Annotated in this window: 16 protein-coding genes and 1 pseudogene; 15 read left to right on the forward strand and 2 right to left on the reverse strand. The window is 41.3% G+C overall.

Annotated features, from left to right (window positions below):
• The first annotated feature begins 120 nt into the window (after nt 1-120).
• The 5 genes from HMPREF9425_RS01255 (at nt 121) to nusB (ending at nt 3,216) form a co-directional block, all read left to right on the forward strand.
• Nucleotides 121-1,182, forward strand: a complete 1,062-nt coding sequence (locus HMPREF9425_RS01255) for a M24 family metallopeptidase (protein WP_003093704.1) — start codon at nt 121-123, stop codon at nt 1,180-1,182.
• Between the two features lie 18 nt (nt 1,183-1,200).
• On the forward strand, nt 1,201-1,656 hold the full coding sequence (locus tag HMPREF9425_RS01260; RefSeq protein WP_003093914.1) for a deoxycytidylate deaminase: 456 nt from the start codon (nt 1,201-1,203) through the stop codon (nt 1,654-1,656).
• Between the two features lie 112 nt (nt 1,657-1,768).
• Complete coding sequence (efp, locus tag HMPREF9425_RS01265; RefSeq protein WP_003096048.1) at nt 1,769-2,329, forward strand: elongation factor P; 561 nt, start codon at nt 1,769-1,771, stop codon at nt 2,327-2,329.
• Between the two features lie 70 nt (nt 2,330-2,399).
• Nucleotides 2,400-2,789, forward strand: a complete 390-nt coding sequence (locus HMPREF9425_RS01270; RefSeq protein WP_003096049.1) for an Asp23/Gls24 family envelope stress response protein — start codon at nt 2,400-2,402, stop codon at nt 2,787-2,789.
• Complete coding sequence (gene nusB / locus HMPREF9425_RS01275; protein WP_002884506.1) at nt 2,782-3,216, forward strand: transcription antitermination factor NusB; 435 nt, start codon at nt 2,782-2,784, stop codon at nt 3,214-3,216. Before HMPREF9425_RS01270 ends, nusB begins: the two co-directional genes overlap by 8 nt.
• Nucleotides 3,217-3,305: 89 nt before the next feature.
• Here nusB and HMPREF9425_RS01280 read toward each other — a convergent pair whose 3' ends face one another.
• Together HMPREF9425_RS01280 and HMPREF9425_RS01285 are read right to left on the reverse strand one after the other, a co-directional pair.
• Nucleotides 3,306-4,271 carry a LacI family DNA-binding transcriptional regulator gene (locus HMPREF9425_RS01280; RefSeq protein WP_003094484.1) on the reverse strand — a complete coding sequence of 322 codons (966 nt, stop codon included), beginning with the start codon at nt 4,269-4,271 and terminating at the stop codon, nt 3,306-3,308.
• 8 nt (nt 4,272-4,279) lie between these two features.
• A complete protein-coding gene (locus tag HMPREF9425_RS01285) occupies nt 4,280-5,722 on the reverse strand; it encodes a sucrose-6-phosphate hydrolase (protein WP_003096051.1) in 1,443 nt (480 codons plus the stop codon).
• A gap of 188 nt (nt 5,723-5,910) precedes the next feature.
• Here HMPREF9425_RS01285 and HMPREF9425_RS01290 point away from each other — a divergent pair, with 188 nt between their 5' ends.
• The 10 genes and pseudogenes from HMPREF9425_RS01290 (at nt 5,911) to recG (ending at nt 18,789) form a co-directional block, all read left to right on the forward strand.
• The gene (locus tag HMPREF9425_RS01290) at nt 5,911-7,812 is read left to right on the forward strand and encodes a sucrose-specific PTS transporter subunit IIBC (RefSeq protein ID WP_003094312.1); all 1,902 of its coding nucleotides are present in this window, start codon (nt 5,911-5,913) and stop codon (nt 7,810-7,812) included.
• Between the two features lie 183 nt (nt 7,813-7,995).
• Entirely contained in the window at nt 7,996-8,889 is an 894-nt protein-coding gene (gene scrK / locus HMPREF9425_RS01295; RefSeq protein WP_003096052.1) for a fructokinase ScrK, read from the forward strand.
• Between the two features lie 65 nt (nt 8,890-8,954).
• Entirely contained in the window at nt 8,955-9,902 is a 948-nt protein-coding gene (gene manA, locus HMPREF9425_RS01300; protein WP_003094273.1) for a mannose-6-phosphate isomerase, class I, read from the forward strand.
• Nucleotides 9,903-9,904: 2 nt separating this feature from the next.
• Complete coding sequence (locus tag HMPREF9425_RS01305; RefSeq protein WP_003094447.1) at nt 9,905-10,249, forward strand: hypothetical protein; 345 nt, start codon at nt 9,905-9,907, stop codon at nt 10,247-10,249.
• A 182-nt stretch (nt 10,250-10,431) separates the two neighbouring features.
• Nucleotides 10,432-12,981: a preprotein translocase subunit SecA gene (secA, locus tag HMPREF9425_RS01310; RefSeq protein ID WP_003094665.1), complete on the forward strand. Its 2,550-nt coding sequence runs from the start codon at nt 10,432-10,434 to the stop codon at nt 12,979-12,981.
• A 23-nt stretch (nt 12,982-13,004) separates the two neighbouring features.
• Nucleotides 13,005-14,036 (forward strand): 3-deoxy-7-phosphoheptulonate synthase, encoded by a 1,032-nt coding sequence (locus HMPREF9425_RS01315; RefSeq protein WP_003094677.1) that lies wholly within the window; start codon nt 13,005-13,007, stop codon nt 14,034-14,036.
• An 84-nt stretch (nt 14,037-14,120) separates the two neighbouring features.
• Complete coding sequence (locus HMPREF9425_RS01320; protein ID WP_003094804.1) at nt 14,121-15,152, forward strand: 3-deoxy-7-phosphoheptulonate synthase; 1,032 nt, start codon at nt 14,121-14,123, stop codon at nt 15,150-15,152.
• Between the two features lie 2 nt (nt 15,153-15,154).
• Nucleotides 15,155-15,508, forward strand: coding sequence for a holo-ACP synthase (acpS, locus tag HMPREF9425_RS01325; protein WP_003093454.1), 354 nt, complete (start codon nt 15,155-15,157; stop codon nt 15,506-15,508).
• Nucleotides 15,509-15,535: 27 nt separating this feature from the next.
• Nucleotides 15,536-16,639 carry an alanine racemase gene (gene alr / locus HMPREF9425_RS01330; protein WP_003093673.1) on the forward strand — a complete coding sequence of 368 codons (1,104 nt, stop codon included), beginning with the start codon at nt 15,536-15,538 and terminating at the stop codon, nt 16,637-16,639.
• A 132-nt stretch (nt 16,640-16,771) separates the two neighbouring features.
• Nucleotides 16,772-18,789: pseudogene (recG, locus tag HMPREF9425_RS01335) on the forward strand (ATP-dependent DNA helicase RecG).
• The last annotated feature ends 6 nt before the right edge of the window (nt 18,790-18,795 follow it).

Here is an 18,795-nt window from a genome sequence, read left to right on the forward strand (position 1 = left end):
TCAGAATTTCATCTGGCTTTTTCTTAATGCCATCAAAAAAACACGATAAAGTATCAATTTCGTCCTTTAAAATCTGAGAATTTGGTATAATTAACCTAAAATACCAAAGGAGTCATTCAAATGCAACGTAGACTTGAACGATTTGATGCTAAACTTGCCCAATCAGGCCTTGATGCCTTGTTGGTGACAGGACAAAACAATATTTATTATTTGACAGATTTCTGGGGGACAAATGCGACTGTCTTCATCACTAAGAATCGTCGCCTCTTCTTAACCGATTCACGTTATACCCTCATTGCCAAACAATCCGTGCATGGCTTTGATATTATTGAAAGTAAGGATCCACTTAAGGATATTGTTAAAATTATCGGGGCTGATAAACTGGAGACAATAGGTTTTGACAATCAGGTATCATTTGCTTACTATCAAGGTCTTCAAGCGATTTTTGAAGGCTACACTTTGTCACCACAAAGTAACTTCATGGAAGAGTTGCGTATGATCAAGGACGAAAAAGAATTGGCAACTATCCGTAAGGCTTGTTCTATCTCAGACCGTGCCTTTACAGATGTGCTTGATTTTATCAAACCAGGTCAAACAACAGAACTACAAGTGGCTAACTTCCTAGATTTCCGTATGCGTGAATATGGAGCTTCAGGTATTTCCTTTGAGTCTATCATTGCTTCAGGTTACCGTTCAGCTATGCCTCACGGTGTTGCTTCAGACAAGGTCATTCAGTCAGGAGAAACTTTGACTATGGACTTTGGTTGTTACTACAATCACTATGTTAGTGATATGACTCGTACTATCCATATTGGTGACACCACTGATGAGGAGCGTGAAATTTATGATATCGTTCTACGTTCTAACCAGGCCTTGATTGACGCAGCTAAGGCTGGTATGACACGTCGTGACTATGATAAGGTTGCGCGTGATGTTATTGTCGAAGCGGGATACGGCGACTACTTTACACATGGTATTGGACATGGTATCGGTCTTGATATTCACGAGATTCCTTACTTCGGTAATTCTGATGAGACTATCGAAGCTGGTATGGTCTTGACGGATGAACCAGGTATTTATTTGGCTGACAAATACGGTGTTCGTATTGAAGATGATATCATTATTACTAAAAATGGTTGCGAATTGATTACTCTTGCACCTAAGGAATTGATTGTACTCTAAGATTTGGAGGAATATTTTATGCCAAACCGTCTATCTTGGCAAGACTATTTTATGGCTAATGCAGAGCTGATTTCTAAACGTTCTACCTGTGACCGTGCCTTTGTTGGTGCTGTTTTGGTCAAGGACAACCGCATTATTGCTACAGGTTATAACGGTGGAGTCTCTGAGACAGATAACTGTAATGAGGTTGGTCACTACATGGAAGATGGTCACTGTATTCGTACGGTCCATGCGGAGATGAACGCTCTTATCCAGTGTGCCAAAGAGGGGATTTCTACTAAAAATACAGAAATTTATGTGACGCATTTTCCCTGTATTAACTGCACCAAAGCTCTCCTTCAGGCTGGCGTTGTTAAGATTACTTATAAGGCTAATTATCGCCCCCACGCCTTTGCGATTGAGTTGATGGAACAAAAGGGAGTCTCTTATGTGCAACATGATGTTCCAGAGGTACACTTGGGGATGGATGACTAGATTTTCCTTGGAAAATCTTAGGTTTTAGGTCTGATTCTATAAAACATTTGAGCCATGCTGTCATTTATGGTAGAATAAACTGATAATAATTTTTACAAAGAGGTATTTAATAATGATTGAAGCAAGTAAACTCCGTGCGGGTATGACTTTCGTAACAAGTGATGGCAAATTGATCAAAGTTCTTGAAGCTAGCCACCACAAACCTGGTAAAGGTAACACAATCATGCGTATGAAATTGCGTGATGTTCGCTCAGGTTCAACTTTTGACACTAGCTACCGTCCAGAAGAAAAATTTGAACAAGCAATCATCGAAACAGTACCAGCACAATACTTGTACCAAATGGATGATACTGCATACTTCATGAACACTGAAACATATGACCAATATGAAATCCCAGTAGCCAACGTTCAAGAAGAATTGAAATTTATCCTTGAAAACTCAGACGTAAAAATCCAATTCTACGGAACAGAAGTTATCGGTGTGCAAGTGCCAACAACTGTTGAATTGACAGTTACTGAAACACAACCATCAATCAAAGGTGCAACAGTTACAGGTTCAGGTAAACCTGCAACACTTGAAACTGGTCTTGTGGTTAACGTTCCAGACTTTATCGAAGCTGGTCAAAAATTGGTTATCAACACAGCTGAAGGTACTTACGTATCACGTGCCTAAGCCTAACTAAGTCTTTCGAACCACTGGTTTGAAAGCTTTATTTTCCAAACTAACGGAAAGGAAATATGCGATGACTACAGAAAATATCGGTGAAATCGTAATTGCTCCTCGTGTTCTTGAAGTGATTACTGGTATCGCTGCAACTAAAGTGGACGGTGTTTACGCCCTTCAAAACAAAAACGTTACAGATAGTCTCAGCAAAACAAGCTTGGGACGTGGTGTTTATCTTCAAACTGAGGAAGATGGTACAGTAAACGCTGATATCTACGTTTCTCTTCAGTATGGCGTTAATGTGCCTGCGGTTTCAATTGAGATTCAAAAGGCTGTTAAAGCAGCTGTCTATGATATGGCCGAAGTGTCAATTTCAGAAGTCAACGTTCACGTTGAATCTATTGTTACTGAAAAGTCGCAAAAACCGGACTTGGCTGAATTGTTTAACGAGGATTTTTTGAATGACTAATATCTTTAAAGATTCACGTCGTGACCTTCGTGAGCGTGCTTTTCAAACGCTTTTTGCCCTTGAATTTGGTGGTGAAGCTCTGGAACAAGCACATTTCGCTTACACTTATGACAAGCCAATTGACGAAGAAACTGAAGTTGATGTACCAGCTTTTCTCCTTAGCCTAGTAACAGGCGTCCGTGAAGAGTTGGCTCAACTTGATAGTCAAATTGAAGAAAAATTGAAAGAAGGTTGGAGTCTTTCACGTTTGATTGTGACAGATCGTACTCTCCTTCGTTTGGGACTTTATGAAATCACGTCTTTTGAAGAGACACCAGGACGTGTGGCTATCAATGAAATTATTGAAATTGCTAAAAAATATTCTGATGAAACATCTGCTAAGTTCATTAATGGTGTTCTTAGTCAGTTTGTGACAGACGAAGCATAAGAAAAAGAAGTTGATTGCTGTTTCAACTTCTTTTTTTGATAACTAAGCTCAAGAAAAAGTCGCAAACGGAGATTTCTTGCGACTTTTATTTATATACTGCCACCAGAAATCAAATTTACTGGTAGCACATAATCACGACTGACTATTTCGCCTTTGATTTTCTTCAAAAGAATTTCGACACAAAGTTTAGCAATTTCATCCAAAGGCTGTTGGATGGTTGCTAGCTCTGGATAGAAGTGTCGGATAAAGGCAGTACCGTCGTAACCGATGATTTTTAAGTCATTGGGGATGGAAAGTTCTAGTTGTCTAGCTACTTTCATAACTAAGATAGCTGTTAAATCATCTGAGACAAAGATACCATCCGGTTTTTCACGAGAAATAATAGATTTGATTTCCAATTCTCGTCGCATGAGAGATAAATCGTTTGGGACAGGGCAGACAATACCGTGTTTATTCAATTCGTAATTGAACCCAAGTTGACGGAGTCCAGTTGGAGAATCTGAATTATCATTACCTGTAATCATGACAATACGCTGGCAACCAGCCTTGACTAAGGCTTTTGCGGCTAATTTTCCTCCTTCAAAGTTATCAGATGAGATAATAGGAATCTTTGGGGCCAGATTACGGTCGAAGGCAATGATAGGAGCTTCAACCTTTTCATAATCTTCGATACCAAGATTGTGAGAAGACGAGATGATGCCATCACATTGGTTGGCGGCAAGCATCTCCAAATAGTCCCTCTCCTTGTTAGGATCGTGCTCACTATTACAAATAATGGTTTTATAGCCTTGCTTAAAGAGTTCATCCTCAAGACGTTCAATAAGTTCGGCATAAAATACATTGGAAATATTTGGGAAAATCAAGCCAACGAGTTTGGCCGACTTTCCTTGAAGACCTCGAGCTAAATTATTAGGTTTATAGTTGAGTTCTTGCATAGCAGCGTGAACTTTGTCAATGGTCTTCTGTGAGAGGTAGCCCTTTTTGTTTATGACGCGAGAAACTGTGGTTGGGCTCACACCAGCTAGTTCGGCAACGTCAGTAAGCTTTGCGACCATAAATCACCCTAGTATTTCAAGTCGAAGTAGTGTCCAGAAACGTTTCCTGATGTTACTTTGATACCAGTTTGTTCTGCACTTGGGAAAACACGACTAGTGAAGACTTTCTCACCTTTGTTGAAGAAAATTTCAACGATTGAGTTATCTACAAAGATGTTTGCGGTTGCAGCTTGACCGGCATCAAGTGTACATTCACGACTTGTTCCAAAGTCAGTAGCATATTGTTCACCAGCTTTAGAACGGTCAAGGATAACTTTTCCGTTCTCAGTATCAACAGTAAGTGACAAGCCGTTTCCTTCTTGGTTTGCAAAGAGGACAAGTTCTGTTTGGCTGTTAGCTTCAAAGTTAAGTTCAAGCTCGTAAGTGTTAGTTGTTGCCGTTTTTTCAGAGAAATCTTCTTGACTAGCACGTAAGCTTGTAATAGCTTCTACTGGGTATTGGTAGAGTTTACCATCTTTGATAGATAATTCTTTAACCAAGCTCATAGCACCTTGGTAGTCGTATTTGTCAGTTGGATAGTCTACGTCTGGGAGACCAATCCAGCTAACAATAAGGGCACGATCATCTGGAGTGTTAAAGCCTTGAGTCGCGTATGCTTCGAATCCATAGTCCAAGTTGATAATTGGTGTGCCATCAACGAGGGCAGGTTTCTCAGTGTCGAAATCTTGGAAAATCTTATAAGTGTTAGGGTAAATGTTGTCGTAGTCAAGTTCAGCTTTATCAAGACCTTGTGGGCTATAAAGAAGAACAGGTTTACCATCTACAAAGACAAGGTTAGGACACTCAATCATGTATTCTGAGCCAGTGCCATCAAAGTCTAGGTCTCCAACTTCAACCCAGTTTTCGACATCATTGTCTACTGCCTTGTAAAGTTTGATAAAACCGTGTTTATCGTGGTTTTGAGCACCTACGATAGCGTAGAATTGTCCCTTGTAATCGAAGATTTGAGGGTCACGGAAGTGCTCAGTAGCGTCAGCAGGTTGCTTGATAAGAACCTTGTCTAATTTTTCGATTTTGCCGTCTTTATCCATCCAGGCACCGATTTGGCGTGGGTCACGAACCCAATTGTCATCACGAACGTTACCTGTGTAGAAGATAAAGAGTTTATCACCAATTTGATAAGCAGAACCTGAGTAGGCACCGTGGCTATCATTTTCATGGTCTGGCAAGAGTTTGACACCAGTTTCTGTAAAGTGAACCAAATCTTCAGTTTCAGTATGCACCCATTGTTTCAAACCATGAGCAGCTCCAAATGGCCAACTTTGGTAGAAAAGTTGGAACTTACCATTAAAGTAAGAAAAACCGTTTGGATCATTAAGAAGCCCTGTTTCTGGTTCGATATGGTAGCTTGCACGCCAAGGTGATTTAGCGACATTTTCTTTAATTTTTGTTTTTTCTTCGTTTGTCCAATCTGCGTATGGACGGTAACGAACTTCTGTTGGTAGATTCATATAAAGGGATCTCCTAATCTATTTGTTAGTAATATAGTAAACGTTTTACCTAGAAAAATCAACGATTTATCATAAAAAAACAAAAAATATGCTAAACGGTTGACATATGACAAAAAGATGCTAAAATAGTTATCGTAAAGAAAAGCTAAACGCTTTCATATTAAATTTTATTAAGGAGAATTTTGCAAATGGATAACAAACAAATTGCAAAAGAAGTCATCGATGCCCTCGGTGGACGTGAAAACGTCAACAGTGTTGCTCACTGTGCGACTCGTCTACGTGTGATGGTCAAAGATGAAAACAAAATCAATAAAGAAAAGGCTGAGAACATTGAAAAAGTTCAAGGTGCTTTCTTTAACTCAGGTCAATACCAAATGATTTTTGGTACAGGTACTGTTAACAAGATTTACGACGAAGTCGTTGCTCAAGGTCTTCCAACAGCATCTAAAGACGAACAAAAAGCAGAGGCTGCTAAACAAGGAAACTGGTTCCAACGTGCTATCCGTTCGTTCGGTGATGTTTTCGTTCCATTGCTTCCAGCAATCGTAGCGACTGGTCTTTTTATGGGTATCCGTGGAGCAATTAATAACGATACAGTTCTTGGTTTGTTCGGTACAACATCAAAAGCTTTTGCTGCTACTGATTTCTATACTTACACAGTTGTATTGACAGATACAGCCTTCGCCTTCTTCCCAGCCTTGATTTGTTGGTCAGCCTTTAACGTATTTGGTGGTTCACCACTTCTTGGTTTGGTTCTTGGTTTGATGATGGTTAACAACGCCCTTCCTAACGCTTGGGATGTTGCATCAGGTGCTGCTAAACCAATCTACTTCTTTGATTTTATTCCAGTAGTAGGTTACCAAAACTCAGTGCTTCCAGCCTTCTTCGTAGGTTTGCTTGGTGCTAAGTTCGAGCAATGGGTTCGTAAATGGGTTCCAGACGTTCTTGACCTTCTCTTGCGTCCACTTATCGTCTTTGCTGTAATGTCAGCCTTGGCTCTCTTTATCATTGGCCCTGTCTTCCATACTGTTGAAAGCTATGTTCTTGCTGCTACAGAATGGATTCTTAACTTGCCATTTGGTCTTGCTGGTCTTGTTCTTGGTGGAGTTCACCAAGTTATCGTCGTTACAGGGGTTCACCACGTCTTTAACTTGCTTGAAGCTAACCTCATTGCTAATACTGGTAAAGACCCACTTAACGCTATCATCACAGCTGCTATGACTGCCCAAGCTGGTGCGACACTTGCAGTGGGTGTTAAAACTAAAGATTCTAAGTTGAAAGCTCTTGCTTTCCCTGCAACTCTTTCAGCGGTACTTGGTATCACTGAACCAGCTATCTTCGGGGTTAACCTTCGTTTCGGTAAACCATTTATCATGGGGCTTATCGCTGGTGCTGCCGGTGGTTGGTTGGCATCAATCCTTAACCTTGCTGGTACAGGATTTGGTGTAACAATCGTTCCTGGTACTCTTCTTTACCTAAACGGTCAAGTACTTAAGTATGTGATCATGGTACTTGTAACACTTGCTCTTGGTTTCGTTCTTACTTGGCTCTTTGGTTATAAAGAGGAAGAAGTTGAAGCTCAAAAAGAAGTTGTTGCTGAAGATATTGCATCTGCAGAATCAGCTCCAGTTGCATTACAAGCTGAAACAATCGCTGCTCCACTTAAAGGTGAAGTTGTAGCTTTGGAAAATGTAAATGACCCAGTCTTCTCTTCAGGAGCTATGGGTAAAGGTGCCGCTATCAAACCTTCAGGTAACCAAGTTGTTGCACCATTTGACGGTGAAGTGCAAATTGCCTTCCCAACAGGTCACGCTTACGGACTTAAATCTGATAAAGGTGCTGAAGTGCTTATCCACATCGGTATCGATACTGTCTCACTTGATGGCAAAGGATTTGATGCTAAGGTTCAAGCAAATCAACGTGTTAAAAAAGGTGATGTCTTGGCTACCTTCGATAGCTCAGTTATCACTGAAGCAGGTCTTGACGATACAACTATGGTTATCGTTACAAACACTGCAGACTTCGAAGATGTTTCATCAGTAGCAACTGGTTCAGTTGCTGAGGGTGCTGACTTCATCGCAGTTAAATAATACGCTAGAAAAGTCGAAGCTGTTTCGGCTTTTTTAGTTGAATGTTTTATAAAGAAGAGTGATATGAAGCCAAGTTTGTAGCAGCTTAAATATGCTTTTATTTAGATTGTCTTTTATCTTGCTTTTCTTTATAATAGTAATAAGATAGTTATTTATTGATCATAAAAGGAGATAGCTTTACATATGGCTAAACTATACGGAAGCTTGGAAGCTGGTGGTACAAAGTTTGTTTGTGCTGTTGGTGATGAGAAATTCCAAGTCATTGAAAAAACGCAATTCCCAACAACAACACCTTATGAAACAATTGATCGTACGATTGAATTTTTCAAACGTTATGAAGATCAATTGGCTGGAATTGCAATTGGTTCATTTGGACCAATTGATGTTGATCCAAACTCTGAAACATATGGTTTTGTGACTTCAACACCAAAACCACATTGGTCAAATGTCGACCTTCTTGGTTTGATTGCTAAAGAGTTTAATATTCCTTTCTACTTTACGACTGATGTTAACTCATCTGCTTATGGTGAGACACTTGTTCGTAAAGGTGTTAAGAGTCTTGTTTACTACACTATCGGAACTGGTATTGGAGCCGGTGCTATTCAAAATGGTGAGTTCATTGGTGGTATGGGTCACACTGAAGCTGGTCACGTATATGTACCTCTTCACCCAAATGATGTTTCCAATGAATTTAACGGAACTTGTCCATTCCACCGCGGATGTTTGGAAGGTTTGGCTGCTGGACCATCACTCGAAGCTCGAACAGGTATTCGTGGCGAATTGATTGAGCAAAATTCTGAGGTTTGGGATGTTCAAGCTTACTACATTGCTCAAGCTGCTGTCCAGGCAACTGTGCTCTACCGTCCAGAAGTTATCGTCTTTGGGGGTGGTGTTATGGGACAAGAACACATGCTTCGTAGTGTCCGTGAAAAATTCACAACTCTTTTGAATGGTTACCTTCCAGTGCCAGACGTGACTGAATATATTGTGACACCGGCTGTTTCAGGTAATGGCTCTGCGACGCTTGGTAACTTTGCACTTGCCAAAGATGTAGCTGACAAACACTCACGCAAATAAGCAAAATATGTAAAATCGCTTTAAGACATGATCTTAAGGCGTTTTGCTCTATACAGGAGGATGTAATGGAACCTTTATTTTTAGATTCGCCAATGCATGAAAAAATCTGGGGAGGTAATCGCCTTAAGACAGAATTTGGTTATGATATTTCCAGTGAACACACTGGCGAATACTGGGCAATCTCTGCTCATCCTAATGGTGTATCCTATGTCAAAAATGGAAAGTATGCTGGTTTTCATCTGGCAGAGCTTTACAAGGATAAACCAGAACTTTTTGGACATCCAAAGGCGAGTGTATTTCCTTTATTGACCAAGATTTTGGATGCTAATGATTGGCTGTCAGTGCAGGTACACCCAGACGATGCCTATGGTATGGAGCATGAAGGTGAACTAGGAAAGACGGAGTGTTGGTATATTATTGACGCCGAAGAGGGCGCCGAAATTATCTATGGCCACAAGGCTCAGACCAAGGAAGAGCTGGCAGCTTTGATTGAAGCGGGTGATTGGGATGGGCTTTTGTCGAAAACTCCTGTTAAGAAAGGTGACTTTTTCTTTGTACCAAGTGGTACCATGCATGCTATTGGTCCAGGTATCCTGATCTTAGAAACTCAACAATCTAGCGACACCACTTACCGTGTCTATGATTTTGATCGTAGGGATGATCAGGGCAATAAACGTGAGCTTCATATTCAACAGTCTCTTGATGTCTTGGATCTAGGGGACCCAGAAAATAGCGTCCCAGCAACTGTTAAGACCTTGCAATTAGAGTCGACTTGTTTGACATCAAACTCCTTCTTCGCCGTATATAAATGGAAACTCAATGGCTTGGTTGACTTCAAACAATCAGCTCCTTATTTGCTTTGTTCAGTACTTTCTGGCAATGGGACTATGACTATCGATTCACGCATTTATTGTCTAAAAAAAGGTGATCACTTCATTCTTCCAAATGATGTGACAGATTGGGAAATTGATGGACAATTGGAGATGATTGTCAGTCACCCTAATGAGGCTTAAGTATGAGTAATGAAAAAGTTTTAGCTGCACTATTTGAGCGTATTGAAATCGGCAAATCCTATTATTTTGAGGGAGCTTACTATCGTCTGAAAGACTATGGAGACCACATTTATGGCTTACAACGGGCTATTCCTGGGATGTGCGGTGAAAAAACGGCCTCCCCTAGCATCAAATTTTACTGGGAAAATGGTGTTCTGGAATACGAATTTTACGTGGATTTTGAGGCCAGTCCTATGATTATGAAGGCTTATAGTAGTAGTGATAGAGCTTTCTTTGAACAGGCCTTTGAAAATCTCTTACATGACTTTGAGGATTTCTTAGAGAATCAAGAAATCACTGAGAAATAGCCTTGAAGTGTTATTGTCGATATTTTCAGTGAATCTAATAAAGAAGTTTTTGTTTATTTGCTAATCTGTTGTGAAAGCCTTTAAAATGGGGCTTTTTTCTTTGTCAATACTTGAGTGATTTCTTGTTTAAAAGGGGCATTTGTGGTAAAATATGGAGATAAAGACTGTCGAAAGGAAAAAAGATGGCAAATATATTACGCAAAATCATTGAAAATGATAAAGGCGAAATTAAAAAACTAGAAAAAACTGCCAAGAAAGTTGAGAGCTATGCTGATGCAATGGCGGCTCTTTCAGATGAAGAACTTCAGGCAAAAACAGAAGAATTTAAACAACGATATCAAAACGGAGAAAGTCTAGATCAACTCTTGCCAGAGGCATTTGCGGTTGTTCGTGAGGGAGCGAAACGTGTTCTTGGACTTTTCCCATATCGTGTGCAAATTATGGGTGGTATTGTGCTCCACCATGGTGACGTACCGGAGATGCGTACAGGGGAAGGGAAAACCCTTACTGCGACAATGCCTGTTTACTTGAATGCTATTTCAGGTGAAGGTGTACACGTTATCACCGTTAACGAATACCTTTCAGAGCGTGACGCGACTGAAATGGGTGAGCTTTATAGTTGGCTTGGTTTGTCAGTAGGGATTAACCTTTCAGCTAAATCACCAGCTGAAAAACGTGAAGCTTATAACTGTGATATCACTTACTCGACCAACTCAGAGGTAGGTTTCGACTATCTTCGTGATAACATGGTTGTTCGTAAGGAAAATATGGTACAACGTCCATTGAATTATGCCTTAGTCGATGAGGTTGACTCGGTTCTTATTGATGAAGCCCGTACACCATTGATTGTATCAGGTCCTGTAAGTTCAGAAACTAACCAGTTGTATCATCGTGCAGATGCCTTTGTTAAGACCTTGACAGAAGATGATTATGCCATTGATATTCCAACAAAAACGATTGGTTTGAATGACTCAGGTATTGACAAGGCTGAAGAATTCTTCAACTTGGACAACTTATACGATATTGACAATGTTGCCTTGACTCACTATATTGACAATGCCCTTCGTGCCAACTATATCATGTTGCATGATATTGACTACGTGGTAAGTCCTGAGCAAGAAATCCTTATCGTTGACCAATTTACTGGTCGTACCATGGAAGGTCGTCGTTTCTCAGATGGGCTCCACCAAGCTATCGAGGCTAAAGAAGGTGTACCAGTCCAAGAGGAAACTAAGACTTCTGCCTCAATCACTTACCAAAATATGTTCCGTATGTACAAGAAATTGTCAGGTATGACTGGTACTGGTAAGACTGAAGAAGATGAATTCCGTGAAATCTATAACATGCGAATCATCCCAATTCCAACAAACCGTCCAATTCAACGTATTGACCATGACGACCTTCTTTACTCAACCTTGGATGCTAAATTCCGTGCTGTGGTACAAGATGTTAAGCGTCGTTATGAGAAGGGGCAGCCAGTCCTTGTTGGTACGGTTGCCGTTGAAACATCTGACTTGATTTCTAAGATGTTGGTTGACGCAGGTATTCCTCACGAAGTGCTTAATGCCAAGAACCACGAAAAAGAAGCACATATTATTATGAATGCAGGTCAACGTGGTGCTGTTACGATTGCGACCAATATGGCCGGCCGTGGTACTGACATCAAACTTGGTGAAGGTGTTCTTGACCTTGGTGGACTCTGTGTCATTGGTACAGAGCGTCACGAAAGCCGTCGTATCGACAACCAGTTGCGTGGTCGTGCGGGACGTCAAGGGGATCCAGGGGAGTCTCAATTCTACTTATCTCTTGAAGATGAATTGATGCGTCGTTTCGGTTCTGACCGTATCAAGCATGTCTTGGAACGTTTGAACGCTGATGACGAAGATATTGTTATCAAATCACGTATGTTGACCCGTCAAGTGGAATCAGCTCAAAAACGTGTCGAAGGGAATAACTACGATACTCGTAAACAAGTCCTTCAGTACGATGACGTTATGCGTGAACAGCGTGAAATCATCTATGCTGAGCGTTATGATGTTATTACAGCAGAGCGTGACCTTGAACCTGAAATCAAGGCTATGATCAAGCGTACTATTAACCGTACGGTTGATGGGCACAGTCGCAACGATCAAGAAGAAGCTCTTAAAGGTATCTTGAACTTTGCACGTCAGGCCCTGGTTCCTGAGAATGCCATCTCACTTGAAGATTTACAAGAAGTGGGAGAGGTAACGAAACGTAGTGTTAATTATGATGCTATCAAGGTTTATCTGACTGAGTTAGCAGACGATGTTTATAATCGTCAAATCAAGAAATTACGTTCAGAGGAAGCTATCCGTGAGTTCCAAAAAGTCTTGATTTTGATGGTTGTTGATAATAAGTGGACAGACCACATTGATGCCCTTGATCAATTACGTAACGCCGTTGGTTTGCGTGGTTATGCGCAAAACAACCCAATCGTTGAATATCAATCTGAAGGTTTCAAGATGTTCCAAGATATGATTGGTGCTATTGAGTATGATGTGACTCGTACGATGATGAAAGCACAAATCCACGAACAATCTCGTGAACATGTTAATGAACGCGTTTCAACAACAGCAACAGGCAATATCCAGGCCCACCAAGCAGATGCTAATGGTCAAGAAATTGACTTTAGTAAGGTTGGTCGTAACGACTTCTGTCCATGTGGCTCTGGTAAGAAATTCAAAAATTGTCACGGTCGTAAACAGTTTTAGATAAAAAGAAATAGGTAATTATTATGGTTTTTAAAGCAGTAAGTGAAAAAATTGATTTTGATGCAGTTAAAGAATCAACTACATTGACAGGTGAAGCCCTTGCCAAGAAACAAGCTCGTGATAAAGAGCTTGAAGCAATCATCAAGGGTGAAGATGACCGTACGCTTTTGGTTATTGGTCCATGTTCATCTGATAATGAAGAAGCCGTTCTTGATTATGCTCACCGTTTGGCTAAACTTCAAGAAGAAGTGAAAGATAAAGTCTTTATGGTTATGCGTGTTTATACAGCTAAACCTCGTACAAATGGTGATGGTTATAAAGGGCTTGTGCACCAACCTGATGCTGAAGGTAAACCAAACCTAATCAATGGTATCAAGGCTGTACGTAATCTTCACTACCGTGTTATCACTGAAACTGGTATCACAACTGCTGATGAAATGCTTTACCCAGAAAACCTTCCTTTGGTAGATGACCTTGTGTCATATATTGCCATCGGTGCACGTTCTGTAGAAGACCAACAACACCGTTTTGTTGCATCAGGTATTGATGTTCCAACTGGTATGAAGAACCCAACATCAGGGAACCTTAACGTGATGTTTAACGGTATCTACGCTGCGCAAAACAAACAAAACTTCCTCTTTAACGGTGAAGAAGTTGAAACATCAGGTAACCCATTGGCACACGTTATTCTTCGTGGTTCAACGAATGAATATGGTAAAAACGTGCCTAACTTCTACTATGATGATGTGCTTGAAACAATCGAACATTATGAACAAATGGGCCTTGAAAATCCATTCATCGTTATTGATACAAACCATGATAACTCAGGTAAACGTTACTTGGAACAAATCCGTATCGTTCGTCAAACCTTGATTAACCGTGATTGGAATGAAAAAATCAACAAAGTTGCACGTGGTTTCATGATTGAATCTTACCTTGAAGATGGCCGTCAAGATGCGCCAGATGTCTATGGTAAATCAATCACTGACCCATGTCTTGGTTGGGATAAGACAGAAGAATTGATTCGTGAAATCCATGATACTTTGTCAAAATAATAAGGTAACAGAAACCATATATGGGGAGTGAACCGTTTGGATGACCAAGCGGTTCGCTCTCTTTTCACAAAGAGAGGGAAATAAATGGGAATTCACCAAAATAGTCCGCTGATTGATGTAGCGGAAGTAAGGAAATTACATGCTCTTACGGGAGACGCTCTAGTAACTAAACAGGCTAATGATGAGACCTTGGCAAAAATTATCAAGGGTGAGGACAAACGTGTTCTCTTGGTTATTGGTCCATGTTCATCCGACAATGAAGAAGCCGTTCTTGATTATGCCCACCGTTTGGCCAAACTTCAGGAAGAAGTGAAAGATAAAATCTTTATTGTTATGCGTGTTTATACGGCTAAACCACGTACTAATGGAGATGGTTATAAGGGGCTTATCCACCAACCAGATGCAGAGGGTGATGTAGACCTTCTTGCTGGGGTTAAGGCGGTTCGCCACCTTCAGTCACGTATTATTACTGAAACAGGCCTTCCAATCGCTGACGAGATGCTTTATCCGTCAAATCTTTCCTTCTTTGATGACCTACTTAGCTACCACGCTGTTGGAGCACGTTCGGTTGAGGACCAAGAACACCGCTTTGTAGCTTCAGGTATTGATGTACCAATTGGCTTGAAGAACCCAACGTCAGGGAATTTGAATGTCATGTTTAATGGTATCTATGCGGCGCAGAACCAACAGCATTTCCTTTACAATGGCGCTGAAGTGAAAACAGATGGTAACTCACTTGCTCACGCTATCCTGCGTGGTGCCAACAATGAAAATGGTCAGAATATTGTTAACTACCATTACGAGGACTTGGTTAAGGCTTTGGACAAGTATAGTGCATTTAATCTGGAAAATCCATTTATTCTTGTTGATACTAACCATGACAACTCAGGTAAAAACTTTATGGAGCAAGTTCGTATTGTGCGTGAAGTCCTTCTTAACCGTGAGTGGGATGAGCGTATCGCGGATACCGTGCGTGGCTTTATGATTGAGTCTTACCTTGAGGATGGTCGTCAAGACACACCTGAAGTTTATGGTAAATCAATTACAGATCCATGTCTTGGTTGGGATAAGACAGATAGCCTTATTCGTGAAATCCACAATCGACTTTCGTTATAATTATGATTTTTGGACATGGTATAGACTTGCAGGAAATTTCAGCAGTTAAAAAGGCCTATGACCGAAACCCACATTTTGCAAAGAAAGTATTGACACCAAGAGAATGGGAGCGTTTTGAGTCCCTTTCTGGAAATCGTCAGATGTCATTTCTGGCAGGGCGTTGGGCTGGTAAGGAAGCTTTTTCAAAGGCCTGGGGTACTGGAATCGGAGCAGTTGGTTTTAAGGATATTGAAATTCTAAACAATGACAAGGGAGCTCCCGTGGTCACTCAGTCGCCTTTTGAAGGCAAGGTTTTTATCTCCATTTCCCATAGCGGTGATTTTGTTCAGGCAAGTGTTATTTTAGAAAAAAACTAAGAGATAGATGTTGGAAGAGGATAGCTTATGATTTCGAGTTTACATCGACCAACCTTGGCAAAGGTTGATCTGTCAGCAATTTCAGAAAATATTGAACAAGTGGTTAGTCATATTCCTAAACAGGTGCAGACTTTTGCAGTTGTGAAGGCCAATGCTTATGGTCATGGCGCTGTTGAAGTGGCCAAGCATGTGTCTAAGCAGGTGGAAGGTTTTTGTGTTTCCAACCTAGACGAGGCGCTTGAACTTCGTCAAGCTGGCTTAGAGCAACCGATACTTATTTTAGGAGTCGTCTTGCCAGACGAGGTTCCTTTGGCTATTCAAGAAAACATCACGCTGACGGTAGCTTCGCTTGAGTGGTTGGAAATGGCTAAGAAGCAAGGGCTTGATTTGACTGGTTTGACCTGTCATATTAAGATTGATTCAGGCATGGGACGCATTGGGGTACGTAACCTAGAGGATGCAGATAACTTGATTGCTGGTCTGAAGGATCTTGGTGCTGATGTCGAAGGTATTTTTACTCATTTTGCAACGGCTGATGAGGCAGATGATAGTAAATTCAAACGTCAATTGGCCTTCTTCACGGATTTGGTTAATAACTTGGTGGACCGCCCTCGCTTGGTACATGCTAGCAACTCTGCGACGAGTATCTGGCATGCAGAAACAGTCTTTAATGCGGTACGTCTAGGTGTCGTTATCTATGGTCTCAATCCTAGTGGCAGTGTTTTAGACCTTCCATATAACATTCGTCCTGCTTTAAGCTTGGAGACAGCACTTGTTCATGTTAAGACCCTGCCAGCAGGTAAAGATGTGGGTTATGGTGCAACGTATACGACGACAGTTGATGAGGTTATTGGAACCATTCCGATTGGCTATGCGGATGGTTGGACCAGAGATTTACAAGGTTTCCACGTTATTGTGGATGGACAGCTTTGTCCTATTGTTGGGCGCGTGTCTATGGACCAGATCACTGTTCGCCTTCCTAAGGTTTATCCCCTAGGGACTCCTGTCACTCTTATGGGTGAAAATGGGGGAGCAAGCATCACTGCGACAGAGGTGGCTGAAAAACGTGGCACTATCAACTATGAAGTTCTCTGTTTGCTTAGTGATCGTGTACCTCGTAGCTATGACTAATATAAATAAAAAGAGAAATCCAGTTTGATGCTGGATTTTTTGACTTTAGTGAAGACCATTTTCATGTGTTATAATAGCTGATAAGGCTTCCTCTTTTACGAGGAGAAGAACACGATAGAAATGATAGAGAATATGATTCGACTAGATTCACCAATTGCGGATTTGAAAGGCTTTGGTCCTAAGTCCGCTGAAAAATTTACCAAATTAGATTTGCACACGGTTGGGGACCTCTTGCTTTATTTTCCTTTCCGATATGAAGATTTTAAGAGTAAGTCTATCTTTGAACTGATGGATGGCGAAAAGGCTGTTATTACGGGAACGGTGGTGACACCTGCCAATGTGCAGTATTATGGCTTTAAACGTAATCGTCTGAGTTTTAAAATCAAGCAAGGAGAGGCAGTGATTGCTATTAGTTTCTTCAACCAGCCTTATCTTGTGGACAAGATTGAGATGGGGGCAGAAGTGGCTATTTTTGGCAAATGGGACCAGAAGAAGTCTGCAGTGACTGGTATGAAAGTATCAGCTCAAGTTGAGGACGACATGCAGCCAGTTTACCATGTGACCCAGGGTGTTAGTCAGGCCCAGCTGATAAAGGCTATAAAGGCAGCTTTTGATAGTGGGGCCTTGAATTTATTGGAGGAGAGTCTCCCACAGGTACTTATGGACAAGTATCGTCTCATGGGACGTCAAGAGGCTGTGCATGCCATGCATTTTCCGAAAGATTTGGCTGAATATAAGCAGGCTCTACGTAGAACCAAGTTTGAGGAGCTCTTTTATTTCCAGATGAACTTACAGGTGCTGAAGGCTGAGAATAAGTCCGAAACCAATGGTCTAGCAATTGCTTACGATGAAGCCAAAATCAAATCCAAAATTGCAGAATTACCATTCCCTTTGACAGAAGCCCAACAGCGCAGTTTATCGGAAATCCTAGCTGATATGAAATCTGGGGCTCATATGAACCGTCTCTTGCAGGGAGATGTGGGCTCAGGGAAAACAGTTATCGCTAGCCTTGCCATGTATGGAGCCTACACGGCAGGATTGCAGTCTGCCCTCATGGTACCTACGGAAATCTTAGCAGAGCAGCACTATCAGAGTTTTCAAGGGCTTTTTCCTGAGCTAGAGGTAGCGCTCCTAACTTCTGGGATGAAGGCGGCGGACAAAAAGTAGCTCTTTCCAAAATCGAATCTGGGGAGGCTCAGATGATCGTGGGGACTCACTCACTGATTCAGGATACAGTGACTTATCACAGGCTTGGGCTAGTAATTACTGATGAGCAGCACCGTTTTGGGGTTAATCAACGTCGTATTTTCCGTGAGAAAGGCGATAATCCTGATGTCCTTATGATGACAGCGACACCTATCCCTAGGACTTTGGCGATCACTGCCTTTGGGGAGATGGATGTGTCAATCATTGACCAGATGCCAGCTGGGCGTAAGCCCATTATTACCCGTTGGGTTAAACATGAGCAATTAGACACCGTGTTGACTTGGATTAAAAGTAAGTTGGAAAAAGATGCTCAGGTCTATTTTATTTCACCTTTGATTGAAGAGTCTGAAGCTCTTGATTTAAAAAATGCTGTTGCCCTTCATCAGGAACTCACAGATTTCTTTGGGGATTCAGCTACAGTGGCTCTGATGCACGGTCGCATGAAAAATGATGAAAAAGACCAAATTATGCAAGATTTCAAGGACAAAAAATCTCAAATTTTAGTATCAACCACAGTTATTGAAGTGGGAGTTAACGTGCCAAATGCTACGGTTATGGTCATTATGGATGCGGATCGTTTTGGACTTAGCCAGCTTCACCAGCTTCGCGGCCGTGTAGGTCGTGGCGACAAGCAGTCCTACTGTGTTTTAGTGGCTAATCCTAAAAATGATACCGGGAAAAAACGCATGCAGGCCATGTGTGAGACTACGGATGGTTTTGTTCTAGCAGAAGAGGACCTTAAAATGCGTGGTTCAGGAGAAATCTTTGGAACACGTCAGTCAGGAATTCCTGAATTTCAAGTGGCTGATATTGTGGAAGACTATAATATCCTAGAAGAAGCAAGGCGCGTGGCCAGTCAAATTGTATCTGACCCTAACTGGCGTGAGAATCCTGATTGGCAGGTGCTAGAAGTTCATTTGAGAAGTCAAAGTGAGTTTGACTGAGGAGGA

It is taken from the genome of Streptococcus vestibularis ATCC 49124 (assembly GCF_000188295.1).
GTDB lineage: Bacteria > Bacillota > Bacilli > Lactobacillales > Streptococcaceae > Streptococcus > Streptococcus vestibularis.